We start from the raw sequence: 22,742 nt of genomic DNA on the forward strand, positions 1-22,742 counted from the left end.
CCCGCGGGGCCGGTGCCTCCTCGCGGAGCAGGCGCGCGAGCAGCGCCGCCCGCTCCGCCGGCCAGCGGCCGCGAGCCGCTGCGGCCGCCTCCTCGGGCGTGGCGTCCGCGCGCACGCCCAGCGCTGCTGCAGCAGCAGGCGCAGCTGCTGCCGCTGGTGCGCGAGCGCCGCAGCCGCGAAGCGGCGGCGCTCGTACCAGCCGGCGACGGCGAGCAGCGTCTCGTCGCCGCGCCGACGCACCCACGCCCGGGGCGTGTACACCGGGCCGAGCCGCTTGCCGCGCTGCCACAGCCAGAGCAGCAGCGCAAGCCCGAGCTGCGCGCAGGCGAAGACGAGCCACGCAGGGTACACCGCGAGCAGGCCGGGCTGCTCGCGCAAGCCGTGATGGTACTCGTCGATCCACAGCGCGCCTTGCGATGCGGTCAGCAGCGGCCGCACGAGCGCATAATGGTCGTACTGCAGCACAAGCCCGTTCGTCAGCCATTCCGGCTCGAGCACAACGGTGAAACTGCCGCGCCCGACCTTCGTACGGGCGGCCACAATGCCGCGCTCGTCGCGCAGCAGCGGCTCGATGCCGCTGCCAGGCTTGATACGCCAAGGCGGAGGTGACGACGCCTCGCAGCGCACCGCCGCCGGAGCCGCCTTCGCCGGGCACCCTGCCCATACCGACCGCGCTGCCTGCGTCAGGCACACTGCCCAAACCGACCGCACTGCCTGCGCCGGGCACGCCACTCACCATTATCGTGCTAGGCGCCCGGCCCACGGCAGACTTCACACCGGTTCCTTTCCAAGCGGACTGATCCCCTTTTCTCTCCAGCGACACCTGGTTCCACCCCGTCGGCTGGCTGTCGAACAGCAGCACCTCGCCTCCCTGCTCCATCCAGCGGGCGAGATCGGCGCGTTCTTTCTGCGTCGCCAGGCTCGGCTGAACAATAAGCAGCGCCTGCCCCGCCTGCCGGGGCAGCGCGTCCCAGCCCCGCCGCCACTCCTTGACGGAGCCGCCCCGGCGCTCCTTCAGCAGCTCGCGTACCGCTTTGACGCCGTCCGTGTCCGGCGAATCGGACAAATAAGCGGGCCGGTCGACCGCCTCCGGCTTCACGATCCACAAGCCTAGGGCAACAAACGCAGCGATGCTTAGCGCGAGTCCGACGTGCAGCTTATTCCATCGGCGCATGCGCATGGCGCTCCTCCTCCCGCTCCGCGAGCAGCCCCGTCACCAGCGCGTAAAACGCCGCGAACCGCTCGGCGCCTGCCGGCTCGTTGCCGTACCAGACCCGCTCGAATTCCGCCGCTCCGGCGCGAAAACGCTCCGCAAGCCGCGCGGCGTCGCCGCGCCTCAGCTCGTCGGCGTAATCCCGATTCGTTTTCCAGCGCTCGATGCGGATCCAGCCCTGCTGCTCGAAACCGCCCAGCAGCGCGAGAAAACCGGTGCGAACCGCTTCGCGCCACCGCTCGCCCGCCGCCAGCTCCTTCGCTTGCCGCAGCAGCGCTTCCGCCGACTGCCCGCGGCCTGCGCTTGCAGCTCGGACCAGGTACGCAGCCGCGCATTGCGCACAAGCTGGCGCGATATCCAGACGATCGCAAAGACGGCGGCAGCGAGCAGCAGCACGATCAAGCCGTATTCCACCGCCTTGCCGGCGCCCGGGGGCACGTCGACAGAAGGAAACAGCTTTTTCAGCTGCTTAACGATCCACTCGCTCAAATTGAACCGGTCGGCATCAGCCGCGCTACGGCGGTACACCGCATACTCGTCCTTGTCCAAAATCCGGCGCAGCCGCTCTACATCGTCCTGCACCGACGCCGCGCCGGCGTTACCGTTCGGAGTCGCCATCGTCAGGATCCCGCTCCTTGTACCGGTCAGCACCGCCGATATCGGCGCCGTCATTTCCTGCAGCCTCAGGCGGCGTCATGCCCGGTTCGTCCTTTGCCGCCCGAAACGCTTGTCCGCCATAGCCGCCGTAGCTGATTGCCCCGCTCGCCCCCTTCGGCTCGTCCACGCTCGCGTTATCGCCGGGCTCGCCGATCGTGCGCCGGATGAGCGCCTCCAGGCCGTACCCTTCGTTACGGGCCCGCAGGTCGAAGAAGCTGACCGCATACGGAAGCAAATACATTGGCATAACGACCATGCTGACAAGCGCTTGTACAAGCTTGCCTAATACCGTCATGCCGATGAGCCCGATAACGGCCATTTGCAGTACGAAACTGATCATATACAGAATAGCCGTCAAAATGAAGTACAGCAAAAAAAGCCGCCAAAAATTCCGCTTCGTCAGCCGCCAGCTGCGCCGGAAGCCGATCCCTTCTTCCTTCATGGCCACGAACGGAAGATAGTAACCCCAGCGGATCATCAGCCAGACGATGGCGCCGACAGCGACGACGATGAACAAAAACAGCAGGACGCCGAACACCGCCGCCACCCCCACGCCCGGTCCTGTCCCGCCGAAGCGCGGTGCTGCGCTGCCGGCGAACATTGCCGCCGTCAAACCGACAATACCGCCGATTGCAACCGCGTAGATCCCCAACACCATAAGTACAAACAAAAACGTGCTGCCTGCCATCGGCCCGAGGCGGCGCAGAGCGTTTTTCACGAGCTCCCATGCAGACGGCACTTCCTCCGCCTGCACATGGCGATGCACAAGCCCGACGACCGCCGCTAAAGCGACCGGGAACAGCACGAACGCCCCAATCGGCAACACGAGTACCAAATAAAGAATGCCGTATACGCCGTCAAGGCTGGCCGAATTGTGCAGCAAATATTGCGAGAAGTAATCTTCCGCCTTGCCGCCCTTGGCGATCGTCTGGAATAGCGACCCCGCCCCGCCTTGACCTTTGCGGCCTGTCATCAGCTCGCTGACGAGAAAGAACGGCCCGTACGTCATCAGCATGACGAGCATCAGCTTGCCGAAGTAAGATCGATACAACTGAAAGCCCCGGTCGATGATCCGGCCGACGCTCATCGGTTTCCACAGCGCATGCTGCATCCATTGTCCTCCTTGCGTATGCATCGTAATCCGTTGCTGCCTGTTATTATACACGATGATGTGCAAAGTTCGTATATAATGCATTTATCGGTGCTTGCTTGACGAATGAACAGTGGGAGAATGAAATGAAAGAGGAATTATTTGTAACGTAACGAAAGAAGAAAACAACTTATTTTTAGGGGAGGTTTTATTTTGAAGCCGCGAATTACGGTGCTGACGTTGGGAGTAGATGATTTGGAAAAATCGCTCCGTTTTTACCGGGATGGATTGGGATTGCCGACAGAGGGCATCGTTGGCAAAGAGTTCGAGCATGGAGCAGTCGCTTTTTTCGAATTGCAGGCAGGCTTAAAGCTCGCCATTTGGAATCGCAAGGATATCGCCTACGATACGAAGCTTCAACAGACGATGCCGAGTGCAACTGAATTTACTATTGGACACAACGTAGCCAGCAAAGAAGAGGTTGACGAAGTCATGGAACAGGCCAAGAAGGCCGGTGCTACGATAACAGTGCCGCCGCACGATACTTTTTGGGGTGGCTATTCGGGCTATTTCCAAGATCCCGATGGCCATTTATGGGAAGTGGTCTGGAACCCGCAGTGGGAAACCGCAGAATAAAGTCATCTGGCTTCGCGCTATAAGCCAGACATAAGGCGCCATTCGAGCGATAACAGCAAACCATGCTCATATTTTCCTATTCACGGTTCAAACTATGGGCAACACGCTGGGCATGAGCGAGGTGGACGGATGGACCCGGTTATCCCTTTTGAGCCGGTCGTTAGCGACACAATCCCTGCCGGATCTAACTGGAGATACGAAATCAAATGGGATGGCACGAGGATATTGACTTATCACGACAACGGCGGCACGCAGCTGTACAACCGCAAACGGCATAACCGTACCGCTCACTACCCCGAGCTGCTCGATTTTCGCTCTTACTGCAAGGCGGACTCGGCGGTGCTCGACGGCGAGGTGATCGCGCTGGCCGCGGACGGGAAGCCGTCTTTTCACGAGGTGATGCGGCGGGACATGATCAGGCGGCTCGAACGGGTGGACGAGATGCGGCGCAAAGTGCCTGTCACGTATATGGTATTTGACGTCCTGTACGTGAACGGCAGGTGGATTCACAATCGGCCGTTGTCGGAGCGGCTGGACATTTTACAGCAAATTGTCATGCCTCACGAGCACGTGCTTCAGGCTAGCTCCCATCCCGACGGTGAGGCGCTGTTTGCGGTAGTTCGGCAGCAGGGCATGGAAGGCATTGTGTGCAAAGACTTGACCAGCGCTTATGCCTTTAACGGCAAGGACGGCCGTTGGGTCAAAGTGAAAAACTACGGCGATATAACAGCGGTTGTCGGCGGATTCACGCTGGAGGGAGGGGTCGTCAACGCCGTGCTGCTCGGGCAATACGACGGCGACGGCAAGCTTTGGTACATCGGTCACGCAGGCACGGGCAAGCTTACAAAGTCGGATTGGCGGCATTTGACGGAATTGCTGAAGCCGGCGGTGATCCGGGACAGGCCGTTCGTCAACGAGCCCGCGCGGCATCGGGACGCATACTGGGTGGCGCCGAGGCTGACCGCGAAAGTGCAGTACAGCGAATGGCGCTGGAACGAGGGCCGCTCGCTCAGGCAGCCATCGATTCAAGCTTTTGTGGATGTGCCGCCGGAGGATTGCAAGCTTCCGTGGGTCGAATAAACAGACGCATTCCTCCCGCGCAGCTTGAAGAAATGGAGCAACCCGGCGGACCGATCGGTCTTGGCCGGGTTGCACGGTTTTCAGGACGATTACTTGATCGTATAGGGCAGCTTGAACGTCCAAAGCTCGGTGCCGTTCTCCGCCGATTTGCTGCCAACGCCAAAATCGTTGTCGTTGACAATAACGATCGTATTGCCGCCTACGAGCGACAAGCCTTCTACCTTCTCGTACGGATATTGGAAAGCGGCCACATCTACAATGGTGCGTTTGGAAGGCGGCATGATGCCGTTTGCTTTCAGCTCTTCGATGCTCATTTGCTCCAGCGTTTTCCCGGCGAACTTGTTATCGTCGAGAGTGCCGATAATGTTCGTCGCATCCGATAAGTCGATGCTGAAGATTCGCTTCAGTTGGGCTTTGTCTCCCGCATTTTTGTCGCGTTCGTCGATAAGCAGAGTGCTCTCGTTCACGGCGACCATATCGGAGATAACGATGTCGGATTGCTGCAAATCTGTGAATTGCTTGGCGTCTTCCGTGAGGTAAGCGAATTCGGCCATCGGCTGCAATGTCGCCAAATCGAATTTGATGATTCTCAGTTGGCGCGAGTTGTCGGTTTCCTTGCCGGGATTGCGCAGCGGACTCTGCATCGCCATGAACATATATTTGCCGTCCGGCGTAATGCTTACAGCTTCGGCGCCGCGGTTTTGGCGAAGCTTGTTGTATACGGCCGGCAGCGTTTCACGCGCAGGCACGAGCGGGGTCGATACTTGAGCCGCCCAGCCCTTCGGTACGATGCGCTCGATGAGCGTGCCGTCACGCTTCACATGTACGATGGACGGACCGTATTCCTCGGAGATCCAGTACGTATCGTCTTTCGGATTGTAGGCGATTCCTTCCGTATCGAGGCCATACGGATCATATGCGAGCTCATTTTCCCCTTTGGCATCGTAAGGGGCTTCGTCCCGGCCTTTGATGTTCGGCAGACCGGTAATGTTGGCATTTCCGGTAACGGGATCGACCCCGTTAACTTTCAGCGGAAATCGATCGAGGATTTTGATTTGACCGTCGGCAATTTCGATTTTGTAGATGGTCGGCGTGTAATTGGGGAGCGGGAACGTTTTGACGGACTTGCCTTTTACAGTGGCATCGCCGTTAGGGCCGCGGTCGGCCGTCGAATAAAATACGTTGTCCGGATCGCCCGGCAAGTGAATGAGCGAAGAACCGATGCCCATCTTGATCCCTTCGGCCAGGTCCGGTGCGGCGAGCTTGTACTTGCCGGATAGCGCCGGCTTGTCTGTGAGCGCAACGCTGCTGCGGAACTCGTCCCAATCCACATATTTGCCGGTTGCTTCGCCAAATGCGCGGATGGGCAAATACAGACTGCCGTCGATGTTTACCGCCGGAGAGGAGGGGGTGATGGCTTGTCCGTTATTCGTATACTTGACCGCCTCCGCGGAAGTTCCTTTCCATTCTGCAGCGGACACGATTCCTGCAGCCGCCGTAAACGCGAGCGCCGCCGAAGCGGCAATAAACCATTTTTTCTTCATTTGCTGCCCTGCTCCCTTCGCACCAACAAGTATCTGGTCATTTTTTGAAAATATATCAACCGATTGTTAGCGTGAGATGAAGGAATTTTAAAGGCATTGTAAATATTTGGGCGAGCATAAGAGGCAAAGGCGGCAAAAGCGGGCGCAAACAAAAAAAGTGGACCATCGCCGACGGGGCGTGGTCCTCAAGTGTTATATTAAAAAGGGGGTCTTGGCTATTATATTACACCCCTACTGTTATCGTTCCATAACAGAAATATTTCATTTGTGTAACAAAATTGTAAGCGCTGTACGTCAGACCGTCCGCACCTTTACACATTCGCGCCGGTGCAGCGGTCATAAATCCGGCAGCTGCCAATCGATCTCCTCGCTGCCGATGCTGCGCAGAAAGGCGTTCGTGCGCGAAAACGGGCGCGAGCCGAAAAAGCCGCGATGAGCGGACAGCGGACTCGGGTGCGGCGAGCGGATGATGTGGTGGCGGCTCGCGTCGATGAGCCCCGCCTTATCTTGGGCGTTGGCGCCCCAAAGCAGGAAAACGACCGGGCGCTCGCGTTCGTTCAAAGCGTCGATAACGCGGTCGGTGAACCGCTCCCAGCCTTTGCCCCGGTGCGAATTCGGCAGCCCTGCCCGCACGGTGAGTACGGCGTTAAGCAGCAGCACACCCTGCTCGGCCCAATGCACGAGGTGGCCGTGATTCGGGATGCGGCAGCCGAGGTCGTCGCGCAGCTCCTTGTACATGTTTTGCAGCGAAGGCGGCACGTCCACGCCGGGCTTGACCGAGAAGCTGAGGCCGTGCGCCTGTCCTGGACCATGGTAAGGGTCCTGGCCGAGAATGACCGCCTTCACGCCGTCGAAAGACGTCAAATGCAGCGCGTTGAAAATGTCATGCATGTCCGGGTAAATCGTCCGCGTCGAGTACTCCGTTTTCAAAAATTGCCGCAGCTCTTTGTAGTAAGGCTGCACGAACTCCGCCTCCAGCTGCGGCGCCCAACCTTCATGCAAAATAGCTCCCACTCTTCCGTACCCCCCTCTCGCCTTATTGTAAATGCATTTTCGGCAATTACAAGTCACAATTTGTCAGAAATAGGGCGAGCAGTTGCATCAAACGCGATTGCCGGCACGAAAAGGCGTAATTGCCGCTAATCTGTCTATTTTTTTGACGACCTCCCTATGTCGCTGGAGCCGGTTCATACGTCCCGCCACTGCACTTGATCCAATCCTGTTTCCAGAATATAGTCGATTTCCAAGCCGACATTGGATTTGATGCAATGAAAATCCCCATTGTGCTTTCAAGAAGGCATATTCAACATGAACTGATTGGACAATTTCCAATGCAAATCTCGTGAAGGCGACGCCTCCGTCCGGCCATTGCACATAATCCAATCCATGCTGCAACCGTTCCGAGAGCCGCAACCAACAAAAACGCAGCTGCAGCGGAGAAGTCGCCCTCCTCCGTGCAGCTGCGCATCGAGCCGTTCCATTGCCTGCGCGGCGTACCTCTCCTCGCATATGGCCGCGCCCAATCGGCGATGACGAATTGCATACCCGTGTTACCGTCTGACTTCATACACTCGAAAACCCGCCGCCAGCCTCGGCAGCCCCTTGCATACAGAGCTTCATTCCGGAGGCAGCAGCACGATTCGCCCGTCTTCGAGCGAGACGCGCACTTTTTTCGAATCCTTCAGCCCGACCGATTCCAAATACGCCGACGGAATTTGCAGCCGCCCGAACTGGTCCATGACCGCGTACTCGACGTGCGACTCCTCTTCCGCATCGCCGCCTTCCCGGCCCTCTCCCGCCGACGCTTCCAGCTCGGCAAGCTCCTCGGCGTACGACTTGCGGCGAATCATCTCCGACGACGTTTTGCCGTCGCGGATCGCCACGACCCGGTCCACTTTTTTCGCCAGCAGCGGGTCGTGCGTGACGATGACGACGGTAAGCCCATACGTCCGGTTCAGCTCGCGGAACAGGTCGAGAATCTGGTTCGCCATTTTCGTGTCGACAGATCCGGTCGGCTCGTCGGCGAGCAGCAGCTTCGGCCTGTTCGCCAGGGCGATGGCGATCGCCACGCGCTGCTGTTCGCCGCCGGACAGCTGCTGCAGCCGGTTGTGGGCGCGATGGGCGAGGCCGACCGCTTCGAGCAGCTCCATGGCGAGCATGCGGCGGCGCCGTCCTTTGAGCAGCATCGGCAGCTCGACGTTTTGCAGCGCGGTCAAGTAAGGAATCAGGTTGCGGGCGTTGTTTTGCCAGACGAAGCCGACGGTCTCGCGCTTATAGCGGACAAGGTCCAGCTCCGTGGCCTTCAGCATATCTTTGCCGTCGACGATCAGCTTGCCCGCGGAAGGGCGGTCGAGGCCGCCGAGCATGTTGAGCAGCGTCGACTTGCCGCTGCCGCTGTTGCCGATGATGGCCATCAGCTCGCCCTCCTCGACGTGCAGGTCGAGCCCTTGCAGGGCGACGACTTCGAGATCGGCGGTTTTGTATATTTTGACGAGGTTGTCGCATTGGATCATCGGCGGCTCAATCCTCCCCGAGCTTGACGGCTTGATGGATGCGGATGCGCGAGAGCAGGTAGCCGAGCAGCAGCAAGCCGAGCGTAATCATCGTGGCGACGACGGTGAACAGGCGCATCGTGTCGATCAGCTCGAACGTCACCCGGAACGGCGGCACCTGCGTCGACAAATCGAACGACAGCTGGAACATCGGCACGAACAGCCGGCTTGCGGCTTGCCCGGCGCCGGCGCCGATCGCCACCGCCGCGCCGGACGTGAGCGCCTGCTCCATGACGAGCATGCCGAGCAGCTGCGGGAACGAGATGCCCATCGCCCGCAAAATGCCGAACTGCAGCGTGCGGCCCGACAGCGACAGCAGCCAGTACAGCAAAAAGCCGACGAACGTAATGAGCATCGAAACGACGAAGCCGAGCGTCATGACGCCGTTGACAGCGAGCCGGAACGGCTCGTTTTTGGCCTGTATAAGCTCCTGCTTTGCATTGGTCAGCTTCGTAATGTTGAACTTTTGCGCCTCCATCGCATCGTAAAGCGGCTTCGCCGATGCGTCCGGCTTCAGCTTCAGCCATACGTCGTAAGGCTCCAGCGCCAAATTGGTCTGGATGTAAGACAGATGGCCGACGACGAGATTCGGCTTTTTCGGCTTCGCCTTGGCGTTTTTCGCCGTCGAGTCGGACGCGCGAACTGCGGATTCGGATTCCAGCCCGGCCAATAGTCGATAATGCCGAAGACGATGAACTGCGCCCCTTCAACGCCGCTCCAGCCTGCGCTAATATGGTCCCCGGCTTGACGCCGAACTGCTCGGCGACGGAACGGGAGACGAGCACGGCGCTCGGCTCGGTCGCCAGCAAGTTCAAATAGTCGTAAAACCCGTGATCGAGCAGCCCCCCTCGCATCCAGGCAACCTGTCCGAAATCGTCGGTATCGATGCCCATAAGCGTGGCGGACGCTGTATTTTTCGTGCCGACATAGGCGTTTTCCTTGATAAAAACTTTCGCGGCGTGCTCGACGCCGGGCAGCTGCGTAAACGGCTGGAACGGCGGCTCCGTATACTGCACTTTCTGCGGCCCGATCTGCGCGTTCGGATCGGTGCTCGCCGTGCCCGACGCCGCGTCGCCGCCCGCGCCTCCGCCCGAGCTGTCCGCACCCGGCGGCGGGGCGTCGTTCTCCCACTGCACCTGCAGCTGAATGTCCGACCCGCCGAGATAACGAATCTTGTCTTCGGTGTTGCGGTTGATCGTCCGCGCCGCGCTGGCGCTGAACAGGCCCGTCGCCACCGTCAAAATAAGGAACACCATAATGAACTGGTACTGCACGCTGGAGCGCCCGACCTGGATGATTGTCGCATACAGCGCCGGCGGCCACCAGCGGCGGCCGGCCCAATAGACGGCGCGCACGAGCCACGGATACAGGCGCAGCGCCAGCAGGCCGACGGCGAGCACGAACAGGGCCGGGACGAAAAACAGCAGCGGATCGACGCGAAAATCGGCAGAGTCGAGGCCGAACGCTTGCAGGTCCGACATCCGCCGCTGAAAGCTGAACCAGCCGTAAATGGCGACGGCGAGCAGCGCCGCATCGATGCCGAACCGGTGCCAGAACGAGCTCCTTTGGCCGCGGGACAGCTGCTGCTTGCGGCCGACGATCGAGACGCGTGTGGCGAGAAGCACCGGGATGAGCGTCATGACGAGCGAAGCCGCCACCGCGAGCAGGGCGTACTGGTACGCCTCCCGGCTCAGCGCGACATGGAGCGAGGCGCGCTGCACGAATTCGAGAAAGCCGTTCGAAGCGCCGAGCACCGTCGTAAGTCCCATGCCGAGAAGCGGCCCGATCATAAACGCAACGATGCCGAGCAAGACGCCTTCGATGGCGTAAGCGGTCACAATTTGCCAGCGGCTGGCGCCCCGGCTGCGCAGAACGGCGATTTCGTTTTTTTGCTTTTCCGTAATAAGGTTGGACACCATAAACAGGTAGAAGCCGAGCAATATGAGTACCGGCACGTTCAGCGACCAGAGCAGCAGCTGCAGCTTTTTGGCGCGGTCGCCGTACGATTCGAACGTATTCAGCGCTTGCATTTTGACTTCGGTGGAATTGAACCGCTCCTTGAAATACGTGTCGATGCGGTCGTAGGCTTGCAAATAAGGCTCCACCGAGCGCAGCTCGACTTTCTGGTAATCGAGCGTGTAGTACCAGTTACTGGACACGACTCTCAGCTTTTGCGCTTTCGTGAAATCGCGCTCGAACAATTCGAAATCGATAAAAAACGACGAGGAATACACGTCGACCCGATGCTGCCAATAGACGTCCCGGTCGTCGGCGGCGCGAATGACGCCTACCGGTTTAATATGGATGAGCTGGTCGGAGCCTTCGCGGTGCACGGTGAATTCGTTTCCGAGCACCAGCTTCAAGTTCGTGAGCACCCTCTCGGCGACAAGCGCTTCGTACACGCCGTTCACCGGCTCTTTGGCCGGCAGCCTGCCGTCGATAACCTTTACGTGGTCGAACAGGCCGGTTTTGGCGGCGATATCCCCGACCCGTTTGACGCTCGTATCGACTCGCGACGGATCGACCGGCTCCAGCGACATCGTTTCGGTCGAGCGCTCCTTCACGTACTGCACGGCCGGCAGCCCGAAAGCTCCCGCTTGCCGCGCCATGAAATCGTCGGCGAAGGCGAACCGCTGCTTGTTTTGCTCATCCGTCTCCTCCCCGTTGACGAAGGCGAACGCCTCGACGCTGCCCGGGTAAACGTCCTTGTCGGTTTGCAGCTTCTGCAAATCTTTCAGCAGCATGCGCTGCAAAATGGCGTTCGTATACATCGGCATCGAGCTGACGAGCGCCACCGAGATGGTCAGGCCGAACAGCAGGCTCAGCTCTAACCAGCGGTTATTGCGCATCTTTCTCATAATCATGACGATTAAAGCCATGGGCGCGCAGCCTCCGTAATTTCGTTAGTTGCTGAGAATGATTTTCTGCCCTTCTTTAAGCCCTTTGCGGATTTCCACCTCGGTCGAAGAGACGATGCCTTTCTCGACGTCGACTTCCCGGCGGCTGTCCCCTTCAAGCGTTTGCACATAGTCGCGGCCAAGGTAGCTGCGCAAGCCGCTGCGCGGGATGATGAGCACGTCGTCGCGCTTCTCGAGCGGAATCGTAATGTCGGCCGTATCGCCGATGCCGACACCCTCCGGGATGCCGTCGGCGCTAATGACAAGTCGTTTGGCGTTGCGCTCGGAAAGCTGCTTGTCGGAAGTAAAAGGGGCCGAAGACGGCGTCTGCACGACTTTGCCTTCCAGCGTTTTCCCCTTGAGCTTGACCTCGGCCTTCATCCCGACCTGCACCGGACTAATGTCGTTCGTCACCGATGCCTCGTATACGAGCTGCAGCTTCGTCGGATCGGAGACGGTGACGACAGGCCGGTACGCCGTAATTTCGTCGCCGGTTTGCAGCGAATCGATGTAGGTGACGACGCCGTCGATGCTGGAGACGAGCTTCGTTTTCTCGAACTGCTGCTGCAAAGAGTCGAGCTGGATGTGCGCCGCTTCCACGTCGAGCAGCTTCAGCTTGAGCGCGTCGGGATCGCCCATCGCCGTCGCCTTCGCTTGATCGAGCGCGATCTCGGCCTTCTGCACGTTCAGCTTTTGCAGACGGATGCGGATTTCCAGATCGCCGGCGTCGAGATGAGCGACGATGTCGCCGGCCTTCACCTTGTCGCCGAGCTTGACGTCGATCGATTTCAGCCGGCCGCCGGAATCGTTGAACACGAGCTGCTCCATGCTTGAGGAGACGAACGAGGCGACGGCGGTCAGCTGCCTGGAGATGCTGCCTTTTTTCACTTCGGCGGTTTCGAAGTTTTGCTGTACAGGCTTGACGAGCGGCGGCTTCAGCTCCTCCTCTTCCTGCGGCAGGAGCGAACAGCCGGGCAGCGCGAGCAGCAGCGCGGCGCCCAGTACAAGCGGGAGTTTATTGCGTAGATTCGACAATACGACCATCCTCCAGTGCGTACACCTGATCGACGAGCTCCATGATCGCAGGGTCGTGCGTCGTCAGGACGATTGTCATGCCGGTGTCTTTCACCAGCTCGCGAAACACTTTCATCACCTGCAGCCCCATCCGGCTGTCGAGCTCGGCCGTAGCTCGTCCGCAAGCAGCAGCGCCGGTTCGTGGGCGATGGCTCGGGCGATGGCGACGCGCTGCTGCTCGCCCCCCGACAACTCGAACGGGCGATGCTTCATGCGCGCCTTAAGCCCAACGTATTCGAGCGCCCGTTCGGCCCGGGCTCGAAACTCGCGCTGCGGCACGCCGGCGATGCGCAGGCCGAATTCGACGTTTTCCAGCGCGGACATGAGCGGCATTAAGGCGAACGATTGGAAAATAAGCCCCATGCGCCGTTTGCGCAGCTCGTTGCGGCTCCGTTCTGAAAGCGCAGTCAAATCATCGTTCTGGAATAAAATGCGGCCTTCCGTCGGCCGGTCGAGCGCTCCGAGCAAGTTGAGCAGCGTCGTCTTCCCGGAGCCCGACCGCCCGCGCAATGCGACGAGCCGGCCTGGCGCAATGGCGAGATTCGCCCCGCGCAGGGCGTGCACCGCGGTATCGCCGCGCCCGAACGTGCGCGATACGCCGATGGCCTGCAGCAGCGGCGCCGCCCCGTTTGCAGCCGGGCGGGGCGGGCCCGCAGAACGCATACCGTCCGTCATGTTCATGAGCCATCACTCCTTATTTCCCCATTATAAGTCCCCTGTCCCAACGTTTGCCAGAACAAGACTTCCAAAAAACATTAGAAGTTTCGTGCATCTTTGCGCTTGCACGCACCGGTAGCGTATAATGCCAACATAACGTGCATATGGGCCATTGGGGAAAAGGGGGACACGGCATGAGCGTGCCGGATTACGATTATCACCATCTGGAACATGTCAAGGAGCAGAGCAGGTCGCAGCGGACGCTGTGGATTACGCTGGTGCTGACGGTCTTCTTTACGGTCGTGGAAATTATCGGCGGCGTCGCCTCGAATTCGCTCGCGCTGCTGTCCGACTCGGCGCATATGATTTCCGACGTGCTTGCGCTCGGACTCAGCATGCTGGCGCTGTACCTGGCCCGGCGGCCGCCCAACAAGCGCTTCACGTTCGGCTACTTGCGGTTCGAAATTATCGCTTCGTTCTTGAACGGATTGGCGCTGGCCGTCATTGCGATCGGCATTTTCGTCGAAGGCATTCAGCGCTTCCTGCATCCGCAGCCGATCGAATTCACGACGATGATCACGATCGCCTCCATCGGCTTGGTCGTCAACATCGTGCTGACCGTCGTGCTGCACCGCAGCATGGAAGACGAGGAAAATTTGAACGTGCAGAGCGCGCTGTGGCATTTTATCGGCGACCTGATCTCGTCCATCGGCGTCATCGTCTCGGCGCTGTTCATCTATTGGACGGGCCAGCGCTGGTTCGACCCGCTCGTCTCCATCGTCATCGGCTGCATTCTCGTGACGGGCGGCTACAAAATTATTCGCGAATCGTATTTCATCCTGATGGAATCGGTACCGGACAAATTCGATCTGGACGAAATCCGCCGCGACCTGGCCGCCGTCGAAGGCGTTGAAGACGTGCACGAGACGCACCTGTGGGCGATTTCGACCGACCATTATTCGCTTACGGCGCACGTGTTCGTCGACCCTGCCATCCAGCCGTTCTGCATCATTTTGGCGATCAACGAGACGCTCAAGGAAAAGTACGGCATCACCCATTCCACGATCCAAATGGAGCACGCCGGCATTCACCCGCACGGGGCGTACGGCAAACAGTTTTTGCGCAGCCGCGACGAGGTGAAAGCGTAGCAACACCGAAAAAAGACGGCAGTCCCGAGCGAGAGATTCGGGCTGCCGTCTTTTTTGCGCTATTTAAGGTTTGAATTGCATCGATTGGAACGCCGCGTTCAGCCTGTCGACGTTTTGCTCCGTGCGCATCGCGTCGTTCAGGCGCATGACGACCGTATAAACGATTTTATTTTTCTCGAAAACGTATTCGGTGGACCGGAACGGCACCTTGTTCGCCGTATATTGCAGCTCGATTTTTTTGCCGGCGGCGCCGAACACGGTTTCGTCGCTCTCGGTGTATTTGTACTCGCTGTCGTCGGCGGCATTTTTCTTGTAGTAGGCTTCCCGGTCCTTGACCGTATCGCTCAGCTTGCCGCTCGTGTCGGCGCGAACCGAGAAGGTGCCGCCATGGAAACTGTATATCAGAATCGGCGAATCTTTCTCCTTGCTGTACTTCGTATTGACCGCATGCCACGATTCCGGTACGGTCAACGTGTATTTGTACTTGTCGCTCTTGTACATGACGGTTTTGGCCGGGTCGATCAGCTCCCGCACGTCCTGAATGAAGCCGAGCGCCGGATCGATGGCGGACGGGTCCAGCTCGATCGAGTCCACGACGCTTTTCACGAACGCCTCGTTGCCGTCCCCGTCCTGCGGATAGCCGATCTCGATCTCATACTTGTATTTATCCTTCATAAACAGAACCGACGTGGCGGAGCTCCAGGCGCCGCCCATTGTCCACGACGTTTCGATCGTTTTGGCGGGGATGCCGGCGACGGTTATGTCGTGCGCTTCGCCGGTTTTCCGGTAATCCGCCGCGTAGTCGCCCTCGAACGCCTTGACGCTGCGGTCCAGCCAGGCATCCAGCGTATCTCCCGGAGAAGCGGACGTGACCGTTACCGCCACATATCGCTTGTAGTCCTCGCTCGTGAAGTAGCTGCCCTGCTCCCGGTCTCCCGTATTCCAATCGGCGGGGAGCTCGAACGACAGGCCGTATTCGGTGAGCACTCGGCTGCCGCCGGACTTCACGACGGAAATGTCCTTCAACGAGCTGTCATTCTTGTCGAAAGAGAGCCGGAAGCTGTTCAGCAGGTCGATCAGGCTGTTCAGCTTGAACTTGTTGCTGTATGCCGCTTCGTCATGCACCGTGAGCGTCAGGACGTACACGTACCCCGCTTGCTGGTAAGCCCGCGACTCGTAAAACGAGCCGCTCTGCGACTTGGCTGTAACTTTGGCGTACGATGCCCCCCGGTGGCGGACGTACTGCTTCTCCAGCACCGTATCGGCAGCCGCGCCTTCCAGTTTGTCGAACAGCCCGGCGGTCGACAGCTCGCTGCCGCTTATATCCTTCACATGGATGTCCAGGGAATACTCTCCCTTGGAATCCTCGAACGTAACCTCTGCTCCGTCGCTGCTCTGCATATCTTTTATAAGTCCGGCGGGATATTTCATCGACCAGCCGAAGTGGCTGTCGCCGATAAGCGTCTTGCCGTGGTCGGCGTCGATGTTGGCGCTGCCGGCATCGCGCATCCATTCGCTGTGCACCGTCGTATCTTCGCCCAGCTTCACCTGCTTGCCGCTTTCGTTGCTGCCGGAGCGAATCGTCAACGTGACGGTGTCGTCAGGCAAATATTTTTTGAGCGCTTCGTGATACGCCGCAAGCGTATTGACGCGCGTTTCGCCGATCGCCAGCAGCTGGTCGCCTTCGGCAATGCCGGCTTTGGCCGCCGGCGATTCGGGATCGACATAAGCGACGCGCAGCCCGTTCTCGCTCGGCAAGCCGACGACCGCTTCCCAGCTCTCCTCGAGCTCGACGCCGAGATAAGGACGCTTCACTTTGCCGTATTTGGCGAAATGATCCAGCACATATTTGACGGTGTCGATCGGAATGGCGAAGCGAGGTTGTCGACGCCGTATTGCGCCAGCTTCATCGTATTGATGCCGACGACCTCGCCGCGCATGTTGACGAGCGCGCCGCCGCTGTTGCCCGGATTGATCGCCGCATCCGTCTGGATGAGCGGATACTCCGAGCTGACGGAGCGGTCGATGCCGCTGACGATGCCGACTGTGACGGAATTGCGCAGCGCGAACGAGATCGGCGTCCCGATCGCCGCCACCGTCTCGCCGACCTTCAGGTCGCCGGAAGCGGCGAGCGTCGCCGCGGGCAAATTGGCGGCGTCGATTTTGACGAGCGCGAGGTCGCTCTCCGCATCCAAATTCGTCGTCCGTCCCGGATACGACTTGCCGTCGGACGTGACGACGACGATGCTCGTCATGTCTTTCACAACGTGCGCATTGGTGACAATGACGCCGTCGGACTTCACGATGACGCCGGTGCCGTGCGCCAGACTGTATCTATCCTGCTTCCACTCTTCGCTTCCCGCTCCGCTCGGCTTGCCGATAATCGCAACGACCGACGGACTCGTCTTCTCGATCACTTTGGGCAGCGCCTCGTCAGCTTCCGCCTTGGCCGGCGGCGCTCCCCATGCGAGCAGCGCGCATGCAAGCACGAGCACCGCCACTGCTTTCCCCGTTGTCCGTAGCAGTATTTCTCTCCCCATAACTAGCTCCTTTTATATGTATGATAGATATGATCGCCAGACAAGTTGAATCTAGCATAATTGGGAGGGCATGGCAACAATCGTTCGCGAATTGCAGAAAGGATATGCGGCGCTGCTTGCAAATGTCCCCGAACCGTAAAGTTTCAGACTATGATCAGAATGTTGTAGACTGATATAAAAAACTATGCGGCTGACGGGATTGTCAAACGACCGCGTCCGAAATCGATTTTCGCCTTGGAGGCTCACATGAAATTAAAAACTCTTTTCTTTCACATACATTATTGCAATTTCAGGCAGCCCGACAAACCGGGGTCGCTCCCTATTAAAATCAACAGAACTCTTCAGCATCATGAACTCATTTTTATAGCCAAGGCAAAGGGCAGTTTTACAATCGATAACAAGACACATGAGCTCAAGGACGGCATGCTGCTCTATATTCGTCCCGACATGCCGCATGCGCTCGAAACGGATCCTGGAGCCCCTGTCAGTTGTTTTTCCGTCCATTTCAGTTACGCACGTGTGACTATTCATGAAAGCCAATGGAAGATTGCGGAAGAACCGCAAGCTCTCCCGCTCCAGGCTGCGCAAGGATTGAAAGATTATTATCAAATCGAAGACGTGTTTAAAAAGCTCGCGGAAACCTGGAACGCGAAATTGCCGGGCTATGAGTTTGCAGCCAAAACCTTGCTCCAGCAATTATTGACGGCCATTGCCCAAAACATGAAAAAAGAAAACCAAAATTTCTCTATCTCCCTCAAAGCGGAAAAAATAATTCAATACATGCATGAACATATTCAGGATAAGATTACCCTGGCGCAATTGTCAGACCTTGTCCAATTATCTCCGACTTACTTGTCCAGAGCGTTTAAGGAAATCACCGGATATTCCATTATCGAGTTCTTTAATAAGATGAAGATGGACAAAGCGAAAGAGATGATTCTGGAAGGAAACAGGAAAATCAAAGAGGTTGCCGGAGCGCTTGGGTATACGGATGAATTTTATTTTAGCCGCTTATTTAAAAAAACGGAGGGCATCAGCCCCTCGGAATATTACAGCAAAAATGTCCATGGAGTTTAATATGTTGCATGGCCGATAGCCATTCCGGCTGCTAATATGAGGGTGTTATTGTTATGTGCTTTGTACAGTCACAGTAACGGAATCTTAGCGGAAGGAAGGCTTTTTTGTATGCCCGTCTGGAAAAGAAATTTATTCGTTTGCTGGTTTGGAATGTTCGTTACCGGCATTGGCATGAGCCAGATCGCCCCGATCCTGCCTTTATATATCAAGCAGCTTGGCACGCATGATCCCGGATCGATATCCCAATTTTCCGGACTTGCTTTCGGGATTACTTTTATTGTATCCGCGATTTTCTCGCCCATATGGGGGATCGCCGCGGACAAATATGGACGGAAACCGATGCTTTTGCGGGCCAGTCTGGGAATGGCGATCGTGATAGGCTGCATGGGTTTTGCGCATAATGTTTACGTTTTAATCGGGCTCCGGCTGCTGCAGGGGGTCATCACAGGCTACAGCACAGCTTGTACGACTCTGATTGCAACCCAGACGGACAAGGAGCATTCGGGGTGGGCTTTGGGAACCCTTTCGACAGCCAACACTTCGGGTTCCTTAATCGGGCCCACAATCGGCGGTTTTATCGCCGAAAAGCTCGGGCTGCAAAGTTCATTTTTTGTAACCGGCGGACTGATGCTGATTGCCTTTCTGACAACGGCACTGTTCGTTAAAGAATCGTTTCGCCGTCAAGATAAACAAGTGCTCCGTATGAAAGAGATCTGGAACAGCGTACCTGAAAAAGGGTTAACGATGACCCTTTTCATTACCTTTTTTGTCCTGACTGCGGCGACGTATTCGATTGAACCGATCATCACCGTCTATGTCGCCCAGCTGTCCCGGAATACCAGCACGTTGCTCTGATTGCCGGAATCGCATTCTCCGCTTCGGGACTGGCCAATATTATTGCCGCTCCCAGACTGGGGAGACTGTCGGATCAAGCGGGCGCCCACAAAGTTCTTCTTGGCGCACTCATCGCGGCGGGCATCGTATTTATTCCGCAAGCTTTTGTGAGCAATCCATGGCAGTTGACGGGACTGCGTTTCTTATTTGGACTTGCGGCGGCCGGGCTTAGCCCAACCGTAAACACCCTGATAAAGAAAATCACTCCGGATTCCCTTACCGGCCGGGTGTTCGGGTTCAACATATCGGCCGTATATTTAGGCGCCTTTGGAGGCGCGGTTTTTGGCGGACAAATCGCTGCATGGCTCGGGATTCCGTATGTATTTTTCATCATGAGCGCCCTGCTATTGCTAAATGCCGTGTGGGTTTACTTCAAGGTGTATAAGAAACTTAACATAAATAAGTTGGCCTTATACAAAAATTAAATTCAGGAGAGAAGAACATGACAGACGTAAAAACAGCTGAATCTGAATGGTTAGATGCGAAGAAAACAGCGCTGGTCGTTATCGACCTGCAAAACGGTATCGCAACCCCGGGACGCCAGTTAGCCCCGAATTCGGTAGAGCAGGTCGTTGGACAGGCAAGCAAACTGGCCCAGGCTTTCACGGAGAAAGGAGCTTTCGTCGTGTTCGTCAGAGTCTCCACTTTGGACGGCAAAGATATGCCTAATCCAAAAACAGACGCCAAACCGAATGCCATGCAGAGGCCGGAAGGCTGGGACAATCTGATACCCGAACTGGCACGATTCAAAAATGCCCACGTGGTGACGAAGCGGCAGTGGGGAGCTTTCTACGGCACGGATTTGGATCTGCAGCTGCGCCGCCGCGGAATCGATACAATCGTGCTGTGCGGAATCTCCACTTCCATCGGTGTGGACACAACAGCCAGAGAAGCTTTTCAACATGGATATCATCAAGTTTTCGTGGAGGATGCGATGACAGCTTCGACGAAAGAGGAGCACGACTATGTCGTAAAGACCATGTTTCCCAAAATGGGCAAGATCCGAACTGCGGAACAAGTGGTTTCGGCAATGAAATAAAAGGTCAAAGTGAAAAGGGGCCCTTGCGGCCCCTTTTCCTCTGCCTACGGATTGCGCAGGCATCTCGTCTTGTTCTCGTACTCCTCGCCGCGCCGATGAAACCACGACGGGTGCGAAGCTCGGTCGCCACCCACCATGTTCAGCATATCATAGCTCCTCATCGCGAACACGTCCCACAGCCGGGAAGCGAACATATCGAGCGCGATAAACGCGGCCAGCACGCCAAAGACGAACAAATAAACGATCCACATCGGCAGAACCGCCTCCCGCCATTTTTATCCATTATAACGGGAAACGGGCCGGATGCGGGACATTTTTGCCGTTTCAGCGGCTCATTTACCCCAGCTTCAGCCCAATGACGCCGGCGACGATACACATAAGCAGCGCCAGCCTTTTCCAGCTGAACGGATCCCGCCATAAAAAAATACCGAGCAATACGCTGCCCGCCGATCCGATGCCAGTCCAGACCGCATACGCCGTGCCGATCGGAATCGAGCGCATCGCCTGCGACAGCGAACCGAAGCTGATGATTCCGAACAATACCGCGAGCAGCGTTGGCTTCAGCCGCTTAAAGCCTTGCGAAGCTTCATCGACATGACGCCGCCAACCTCCGCCAAGCCCGCTGCCAAGAGCAGCACCCAATCCATCACCGCTCCACTCCTTTCGTTGCCGAGCTTGCCGTGCGGCTATGCTCCACGCCGCCGGAATCCGCGTCTTCCGCCCGCTCTGCCGTCGCTTTGAGACCGATAATGCCGAACAGCAGCAGCGCCAAAAAAACGAGCCGGCTCCACGACATCGGCTCGCCGAGCCAAAGCACGCCCGCCACCGTCGTACCGACCGTGCCGATACCGGTGAAGAGCGCGTATCCGGTGCTGACCGAAAACCGCTGCAGCGTTTTGGCGAACAGCCAGAAGCTGGCCAAAATGCCGATCACCGTCAGGATGGAAGGTACGCCTCGCGTGAACCCGTAGGAAGCTTTTAGCCCAATCACCCACAATACCTCAAGTACGCAGCTCGCCATCAGCAAAAGCCAGTTCGACATCCCTTTCTCAGGCGCCGCGTTTCTCATCTCCCCCACTCCCCTTTCAATCTTTCCTAGCCGCGATGCCGTGCCAAAATACCGCCCAAACTTGCTCCAGCCTTCTCGCATACAGCTCCGCATCGTACAAATCGTGCTCCAGAAACATGCCGTCTACCTGACAAAAAAACGCCGCAAGCACAGTCTCATTGTCGAACTCGCCTATCTCTCCGCTGCGGCGTCCTTCCTCGATAAGCCTCGCCAGTTTCTCCACCAGCCGCTGCTCCACCCGCAGCACCCGCTCGCGCACGATCGGCTGCAAAGCCGCGGGCGAAAAAAACACCGCCCGCTTGTAGAAGGCGTTCTCCGCCCGCAGCGCATACGCCGAAGCGAACTCCTCGTATATGCTTTTCAGCCTCTCCCGCACGGGCTGTTCGGCGCCGCCGGCAGCGGCAGTCGCTTTGTCCAGCAAGCGGTCGTACTCGTCCAGCACCCAATCCAGCACCGCCAAATACAAATCGTCCTTCGAGGCAAAATGGGCATATATCGACGGCGTCTTGATCCCAACCGCCTTGGCGATGTCCGCAAGCGACGTCCCTTCATACCCGCAGCGCGCAAACAGCGCGAGCGCCTCACGGCGAATATCGTGCATGGCCATGGCAACATCCTCCAAAGGATAAACCTAACTAACGTTCGTTAGTTTGTGATTACAATAATAACATACTTGGAGGGTGAAATCCAAGTCTCCGCCTGAGTTCCCGAATCCGCTGCTACTCCTTGCTAGTCCGCTGCGAAAAAACAACCCGCTCCACATCGCCGTGGAGCGGGTTGTATCGCTTTCCCTATCACAATGCATTACATGCCAAGCCAGCGCTTGAACAGGTGCTTCGTCGTCGCGCGGTTCATCTCGGCGATCGACGTCGTCAGCGGTATGCCTTTCGGGCATGCGCGCACGCAGTTTTGCGAGTTGCCGCAGCCCTCGATGCCGCCGTCTTCCATGAGCGCTTCAAGCCGCTCGTGGGCGTTCATCTCGCCTGTCGGGTGCGAGTTGAACAAGCGTACTTGCGAAATCGCCGCAGGGCCGATGAACGACGTCTTGTCGTTGACGTTCGGGCACGCTTCGAGACACACTCCGCACGTCATGCAGCGCGCCAGCTCGTACGCTTCTTGGCGCTTCGCTTCCGCCATGCGCGGGCCCGGGCCGAGGTCGTACGTGCCGTCGATCGGAATCCACGCTTTCACTTTCTTCAGCGCATGGAACATGCGGCCGCGGTCGATGACGAGGTCGCGCTGCACCGGGAACGTCGACATCGGGGCGACGCGCACCGGCTGCTCCAGCTTGTCGATGAGCGCCGAGCACGCCTGGCGCGGTTTGCCGTTTATGACCATCGAGCAGGCGCCGCACACTTCCTCGAGACAGTTCGACTCCCAGCATACCGGCGTAGTGGGGCTGCCGTCCGCTTTTTTCGGGTTGCGCTGGATTTCCATCAAAGCGCTGATCACGTTCATGTTCGGGCGGTACGGAATCTCGAACTCTTCGGTGTAAGGCTTGGATTCCGGGCTATCCTGACGGGTGACGATCAGCTTCACGGTCTTTTTCGCAGCGGTTGCAGTCTCAGCCATGGC

21 protein-coding genes and 3 pseudogenes are annotated in these 22,742 nt (G+C 58.0%); 6 read left to right on the forward strand and 18 right to left on the reverse strand.

The window, feature by feature from the left end; translation table 11 throughout:
* From SD70_RS35855 to SD70_RS08030, 4 genes are all read right to left on the reverse strand, one after another.
* Positions 1–1,174 (reverse strand): DUF4350 domain-containing protein (locus tag SD70_RS35855; protein WP_197080963.1); only part of this gene is annotated, 1,174 nt, incomplete at its 3' end.
* Positions 1,158–1,415, reverse strand: coding sequence for a DUF4129 domain-containing protein (locus SD70_RS40250; protein ID WP_394297946.1), 258 nt, complete (start codon positions 1,413–1,415; stop codon positions 1,158–1,160). The genes SD70_RS40250 and SD70_RS35855, both read right to left, overlap by 17 nt.
* The gene (locus SD70_RS37740) at positions 1,337–1,831 is read right to left on the reverse strand and encodes a hypothetical protein (RefSeq protein WP_041047094.1); all 495 of its coding nucleotides are present in this window, start codon (positions 1,829–1,831) and stop codon (positions 1,337–1,339) included. Before SD70_RS37740 ends, SD70_RS40250 begins: the two co-directional genes overlap by 79 nt.
* Positions 1,812–2,981, reverse strand: coding sequence for a hypothetical protein (locus tag SD70_RS08030; protein ID WP_041047095.1), 1,170 nt, complete (start codon positions 2,979–2,981; stop codon positions 1,812–1,814). The genes SD70_RS37740 and SD70_RS08030 overlap by 20 nt, the downstream gene beginning before the upstream one ends.
* Before the next feature lie 192 nt (positions 2,982–3,173).
* Between SD70_RS08030 and SD70_RS08035 the strand changes: the two genes are divergently transcribed.
* The gene (locus SD70_RS08035) at positions 3,174–3,596 is read left to right on the forward strand and encodes a VOC family protein (RefSeq protein ID WP_041047096.1); all 423 of its coding nucleotides are present in this window, start codon (positions 3,174–3,176) and stop codon (positions 3,594–3,596) included.
* 129 nt (positions 3,597–3,725) lie between these two features.
* Positions 3,726–4,676, forward strand: a complete 951-nt coding sequence (locus SD70_RS08040; protein ID WP_041047097.1) for an ATP-dependent DNA ligase — start codon at positions 3,726–3,728, stop codon at positions 4,674–4,676.
* An 89-nt stretch (positions 4,677–4,765) separates the two neighbouring features.
* Here the strand turns inward: SD70_RS08040 and SD70_RS08045 are convergent, their stop codons facing one another.
* The 7 genes and pseudogenes from SD70_RS08045 to SD70_RS08070 all read right to left on the reverse strand — a co-directional run bounded on the left by SD70_RS08045 (position 4,766) and on the right by SD70_RS08070 (position 13,406).
* Entirely contained in the window at positions 4,766–6,220 is a 1,455-nt protein-coding gene (locus tag SD70_RS08045) for an esterase-like activity of phytase family protein (RefSeq protein ID WP_041047098.1), read from the reverse strand.
* A gap of 336 nt (positions 6,221–6,556) precedes the next feature.
* Positions 6,557–7,234 (reverse strand): uracil-DNA glycosylase, encoded by a 678-nt coding sequence (locus SD70_RS08050; protein ID WP_041047099.1) that lies wholly within the window; start codon positions 7,232–7,234, stop codon positions 6,557–6,559.
* Between the two features lie 602 nt (positions 7,235–7,836).
* Complete coding sequence (locus tag SD70_RS08055; RefSeq protein ID WP_041047100.1) at positions 7,837–8,733, reverse strand: ABC transporter ATP-binding protein; 897 nt, start codon at positions 8,731–8,733, stop codon at positions 7,837–7,839.
* 7 nt (positions 8,734–8,740) lie between these two features.
* Positions 8,741–9,250, reverse strand: coding sequence for an FtsX-like permease family protein (locus tag SD70_RS39715; RefSeq protein WP_331436746.1), 510 nt, complete (start codon positions 9,248–9,250; stop codon positions 8,741–8,743).
* A 1,189-nt stretch (positions 9,251–10,439) separates the two neighbouring features.
* Positions 10,440–11,651: pseudogene (locus SD70_RS39720) on the reverse strand (FtsX-like permease family protein); the annotation flags it as partial.
* 24 nt (positions 11,652–11,675) lie between these two features.
* Positions 11,676–12,704 (reverse strand): efflux RND transporter periplasmic adaptor subunit, encoded by a 1,029-nt coding sequence (locus SD70_RS08065; RefSeq protein WP_231571107.1) that lies wholly within the window; start codon positions 12,702–12,704, stop codon positions 11,676–11,678.
* Positions 12,685–13,406, reverse strand: a pseudogene (locus tag SD70_RS08070) (ABC transporter ATP-binding protein). Before SD70_RS08070 ends, SD70_RS08065 begins: the two are co-directional and overlap by 20 nt.
* Before the next feature lie 188 nt (positions 13,407–13,594).
* On the opposite strand from SD70_RS08070, the gene SD70_RS08075 reads away from it, so the two are divergent.
* A complete protein-coding gene (locus tag SD70_RS08075; protein WP_041047102.1) occupies positions 13,595–14,548 on the forward strand; it encodes a cation diffusion facilitator family transporter in 954 nt (317 codons plus the stop codon).
* Positions 14,549–14,611: 63 nt separating this feature from the next.
* On the opposite strand, the gene SD70_RS08080 is transcribed toward SD70_RS08075, so the two are convergent.
* Positions 14,612–16,393 carry a PDZ domain-containing protein gene (locus SD70_RS08080; protein ID WP_052487175.1) on the reverse strand — a complete coding sequence of 594 codons (1,782 nt, stop codon included), beginning with the start codon at positions 16,391–16,393 and terminating at the stop codon, positions 14,612–14,614.
* Positions 16,360–17,088 (reverse strand): S1C family serine protease, encoded by a 729-nt coding sequence (locus tag SD70_RS37755; protein ID WP_052487176.1) that lies wholly within the window; start codon positions 17,086–17,088, stop codon positions 16,360–16,362. The genes SD70_RS08080 and SD70_RS37755 overlap by 34 nt, the downstream gene beginning before the upstream one ends.
* Positions 17,089–17,334: 246 nt before the next feature.
* Here SD70_RS37755 and SD70_RS08085 point away from each other — a divergent pair, with 246 nt between their 5' ends.
* The 3 genes and pseudogenes from SD70_RS08085 (at position 17,335) to SD70_RS08095 (ending at position 20,098) form a co-directional block, all read left to right on the forward strand.
* Entirely contained in the window at positions 17,335–18,165 is an 831-nt protein-coding gene (locus SD70_RS08085) for an AraC family transcriptional regulator (RefSeq protein ID WP_041047103.1), read from the forward strand.
* 108 nt (positions 18,166–18,273) lie between these two features.
* Positions 18,274–19,484 (forward strand): annotated as a pseudogene (locus SD70_RS08090) (multidrug efflux MFS transporter).
* Positions 19,485–19,501: 17 nt separating this feature from the next.
* Positions 19,502–20,098: an isochorismatase family protein gene (locus SD70_RS08095; protein WP_041047104.1), complete on the forward strand. Its 597-nt coding sequence runs from the start codon at positions 19,502–19,504 to the stop codon at positions 20,096–20,098.
* A 44-nt stretch (positions 20,099–20,142) separates the two neighbouring features.
* Here the strand turns inward: SD70_RS08095 and SD70_RS08100 are convergent, their stop codons facing one another.
* The 5 genes from SD70_RS08100 to sdhB form a co-directional block, all read right to left on the reverse strand.
* The gene (locus tag SD70_RS08100) at positions 20,143–20,349 is read right to left on the reverse strand and encodes a hypothetical protein (RefSeq protein WP_041047105.1); all 207 of its coding nucleotides are present in this window, start codon (positions 20,347–20,349) and stop codon (positions 20,143–20,145) included.
* A gap of 85 nt (positions 20,350–20,434) precedes the next feature.
* A complete protein-coding gene (locus SD70_RS08105) occupies positions 20,435–20,740 on the reverse strand; it encodes a DMT family transporter (protein ID WP_331436740.1) in 306 nt (101 codons plus the stop codon).
* A 4-nt stretch (positions 20,741–20,744) separates the two neighbouring features.
* Entirely contained in the window at positions 20,745–21,167 is a 423-nt protein-coding gene (locus tag SD70_RS08110; RefSeq protein WP_231571108.1) for a DMT family transporter, read from the reverse strand.
* A gap of 16 nt (positions 21,168–21,183) precedes the next feature.
* A complete protein-coding gene (locus tag SD70_RS08115; protein WP_041047106.1) occupies positions 21,184–21,774 on the reverse strand; it encodes a TetR/AcrR family transcriptional regulator in 591 nt (196 codons plus the stop codon).
* A gap of 197 nt (positions 21,775–21,971) precedes the next feature.
* The gene (gene sdhB, locus SD70_RS08120) at positions 21,972–22,739 is read right to left on the reverse strand and encodes a succinate dehydrogenase iron-sulfur subunit (RefSeq protein WP_041047107.1); all 768 of its coding nucleotides are present in this window, start codon (positions 22,737–22,739) and stop codon (positions 21,972–21,974) included.
* Between the last annotated feature and the right edge of the window lie 3 nt (positions 22,740–22,742).

Origin of the sequence: Gordoniibacillus kamchatkensis (genome assembly GCF_000829455.1) — a bacterium.
Taxonomy (GTDB): Bacteria; Bacillota; Bacilli; order Paenibacillales; family NBRC-103111; genus Gordoniibacillus; species Gordoniibacillus kamchatkensis.